The sequence below is a fragment of the Xanthomonas euvesicatoria pv. euvesicatoria genome (genome assembly GCF_020880415.1).
GTDB lineage: Bacteria > Pseudomonadota > Gammaproteobacteria > Xanthomonadales > Xanthomonadaceae > Xanthomonas > Xanthomonas euvesicatoria.
Window position 1 is genome coordinate 1 of the sequence record NZ_JAJIUJ010000114.1, and the last position, 4,063, is coordinate 4,063.

Sequence of the window (4,063 nt, forward strand, 5' to 3'; positions counted from 1 at the left end):
TGGCGTTCGCCAGCAGGCCGACTGGTAGGTCGTCCAGCCAGATCGCTTGCTGCTTGGGCGCGCCGTTGCTGTCGTAGTCGCCCAGCCAGTGGCCGGCTTCATCAAAGAGCGTGTAGGTGTTGGTGGTGCCGAGGAAGCGGCGCAGCTGTTCGCCTTTACCGTTGTAGCGATAGTTCATGGTCACCGCGCCGGCGCGGCGGGCCTGGGTCATGCGGCCGGTGGTGTCGTAGGTGTATTGGCGGGCGGTGCCGCCGATGGCGGTGGTGTTGCCGGTGGCATCGTATGTACGTGCGACGCCTGCCATGGCGCTGAGGCGGTGGCTGTCGGTCGGATAGCTATAGATCTGCGTGGTGGTGCCGACCTTGGCGCTGAGGCGGTTGCCGGTGGCGTCATAGCTGTAGCCGTCAATGACAGTTCCGGTGACACCATCGGTGAGGCCGGTCAGGCGGCCCAGCGCGTCGTAGCCCAGGCCGATCTCCGGCGCGGGATTGCCTGCGGGCGTCAGCGCGGTGAGGTTGCCGGCCGGGTCGAAGCCAAACCCGACGTCCAGCCCACCCGGGCGGGTGTCCTGGATGGCCTGCGGGCGATAGTCCAGATCGTACTGGCGGGCGAGGGTGCGGCCATTGCCGTAGGTCCAGCCGGCGGCCGGGCCGAACGGGTAGTAGCTGGCATTGCCCAGCAGCACCTGCCGGCTGCCGCCGGCGGGCGTGACGCCAATTTGCGTGGTCTGGCCTTGTGCATTGCGCACGTAATCGACCACAGCCCCGTTGGGATACGTCATCCGCCGCAACTGGCCGCCGACGGTGTAGTCATAACGCAGCACCAGCGCGGTGCCGTTGCTGGTCTGTACCTTGCGCACCAGATCGCCGAAGCGGTTGTAGCAGTACTGGGTGATGGCGCCGCCGTCCTGCATCTTGGTCAGGCGCCCGATGGAAAACGTCTCGCCGCTGGCGCACGCGGTCTGCGTCACGTCATAGGTGTAGGTGACGTTGAGGCTGGTGGTGGGGTGGGTGACCTTGGTCAGGCGATTGAGCGCGTCGTAGCTGTAGGCGGTGGTGTTGCCGCGCGCATCGGTCTGGGTGGCGCGGTTGCCGGCGCTGTCGTAGGTGTAGCTGGTGACGCCGGTGTCCGGGCTGGTGAGCTTCACCAACTCGCCGAAGCCGTTGTAGTCGTAGGTAGTGTCCAGGCCCTTGGGGTCGGTGACCTTGGTCAGGTTATCGAGCGCGTCGTATTCGAACTTGGTGTCGGCCTTGATGCCGGCGACATCCTGCAACGTGCGCGAGAGCCGGTTGAGCGGGTCGTACTCGCTCTGCGTCGCGGTTGCCAGCGCATCGGTCACGGTGGTGGCGTTGCCGTTGGCGTCGTACGCGAAGTCGGTGGGGTCGCTGGCGGCGGTGGCCTGGGTCTTGAGCTGGCCGAGCTGGTTGTACACGCGCGAGAGCGTGCGCTTCAACGTGCCGGCCGCGTCCTTGGTGTCTTCCTTGACGCGATTGCCGGCATTGTCCAACGTGTAGTGGACGGTGTTGCCCGCGTTGTCGGTGATATCGGTCAGCCGATGCGCCGCATCGTAGGTGAAGGCAGTGAACGCGCCATCGGGCTGGGTGACCTGCCTGACCAGGCCGGTGGGCCAGTAGTCGATGCGGGTGATGCGGTCATCGGCCTCGCTGGACGCATCGGCGCCACGCACCTTGGCGGCCGTCAGCCAACCGCGCGGGTGATAGCTGTAGTCGGTGACGATGCCATTGGCGTCCTTAATGGACAGCGGGCGGCCAGCGCCGTCGTAGGCGAGGTATTCGGTGGTTTGGCCGGCAGGATTAGTTGTTTTCAACAAATCGCCCTTGCGATAAATGCATCCACTTGCTGCTGAGGCACATCCTGCCGCATCTGCCATGTAGTACGCATAGAGCATTTGGTCGTTCACGTCTGTTCGGGGACCGTTTTTACTTCTCAAAGCCCACGCACGTGTACATGTGCCTGCGCTAACGTCACTTGGCAAGCAGTAGCTGGAAACAACTTGTCGCGTCAGATTGCCTTGCGTCGATGTTGTTGTGGCTGTTTGCACCTGCCCTAGCTCGTTGCGTGTAAACTCATTCTTTTGAAGCGTGACACCAGAAGCATTCAAGATTGAATACGAGTCTTGGACTGGAGAAAGTGCATTCCACGTGACCACCCTTCGACGATATAAAGTCCCTTTGAGCGATTCTGATAACTCCGTAATGACGCCCGACATAAAGTCGCGTTTATAATCTACTTTCCATTGCCCCTTAGAAAAAGACGAAGGGCCATTTGTTCCGTACGACCAAGCTTCCTCTGACACACCCTGAGACTGGGGTACAACACGGCCAAATGTTTGAATTGATCCGTAGTATTTGGATATTGCTCCATTTGGGTCTGTCACTGTCGAGACAGATGCGGCATCGTCATAGCTAACTTGGTAGGCACGCCCTTCAGAAACGGAGGTCACTGCACGCCCATTGTTATCATAGACATACTGAGCACTGGTTTTTCCATCCTCGCCAACGACAGTTGTCAGTAGAGTTGGGAAGCGAGGATCCTCATACTGATAACTAATGACCTCGCCAGTTGAGTATCGAATCTGGCGCAGACGTAGTCTTTCGTCGTGTACGTAGGTAATTGTGAAATCCGGAAAAACGATGGAACTTACTAATGGTGCTGCATTGGCAGAAGGGTTTGTGTAATTGAAGTTAATAACGCGGCCCGAACCAAATCGGAGTTTCTCTATCTTCTTATCAGCGCCGCGCTCGACTTCAACAACTTGACCTGATAGATACTCGACTTTTATCAGATATCCGTCCTGGTCGAACGTCTCGACAAATTTGTCAGATGTTCTAACCTGCTTTTTTCCCCCAACAGTCACAAAACGTATCGACTCGTTGTTTGCGCAAACAGCATTTCCACCTTGAAAAACGACTTGGCAGAGCTTCGCTTCAGGTGAAAGATACGCTGCCCATCCATATAGCCGCGATGAAAAATTATCCATCCAATTTTGTGTTGCAAACTTATGAGGATTCTTGGAATTGGAACTAAACGTGCGCTTGAATTCAATGCCTTCAAGGACTGCTTCTTTTTGCGCGTAAAACTTTTCGCCGCTAAAGACGTGAATAGGATTTCCTACCATCTCTCGGCAATCAGATGTATGACATGTTTCTATGTCCCCGGTAATCGTTCCCCAGCCGGGATAACCGCAGCCTTCACCCAAAAAAAACTGGACCTCTGAGGGGCAATACTTGATACGCATACCCGATATGGCAGCGTCCTGAGAAATCAGTCGCATATTGCAAACGTTATTCTGATCCCGCACAAAAAACCAGAACGTTACGACCTTTGACCATGATTCGATATCGGTTCTTCTAGAGAGCACCCAATCATCGGGTCGAATTTCCCCTCCGCTTCCGCCTCTCATTTGACTGCTGATGGCTTCGATTCCTGTGCCATTGCAGCTGTCGCGAAAACTTGGATACCAAGCATTTAGCGCGGCAATTTCCGCTGATTCGGATTTGCCAAGTCCACTAGGATAGAGGGTGCCTAGCGGAGTCGTTCGATTATTCCAGTATAGCCAATCTGTTTTCGAGGACGGGAACTCTCCACTAGAATAGGAATATTGAATCTTTCCGTTTTGCGAGGTCGCTTGGACATCTGTGTAATAGTCAAAGTATCGCGCACTCGCTCGGAGATATATTTCCGCCTCGGACTTTGTTTTAAAAGTTTTCTCCGGGATCGTCCTGCCTTCCTCGTCAATCCCTCGCACCGTCCAAGCCGCTTGTGAGACGTGACAAATCAAAAGCAAGACAATGCAGACGAAAAATTTAACCTTATTCATCAACCTTTCCTTAGGGATGGCAATGGCTGAGCAAAATTTTGGCAAACCACAAAGACGTGTGATTCGTCTTCCTACTCTGCCTTAGGTTGCCCCCAAGTTCAACAACTGTTCATCAAATGCTAGCCCTAGAGGGTGTTATGCACGTTGAGATGAGATGCGTTGGCCGTCAGCGGTGCGGAGCGGACGCTGCGTAGCGCCGGCTTGGCTGGCGCCAAGGCAAGC

Annotated in this window: 1 protein-coding gene; it reads right to left on the reverse strand. The window is 56.0% G+C overall.

What is annotated here, in order from left to right:
- The coding region (locus tag LN450_RS20155; RefSeq protein ID WP_228892936.1) for an RHS repeat protein at positions 1–3,841 on the reverse strand (3,841 nt) is incomplete at its 3' end.
- Positions 3,842–4,063 lie beyond the last annotated feature (222 nt).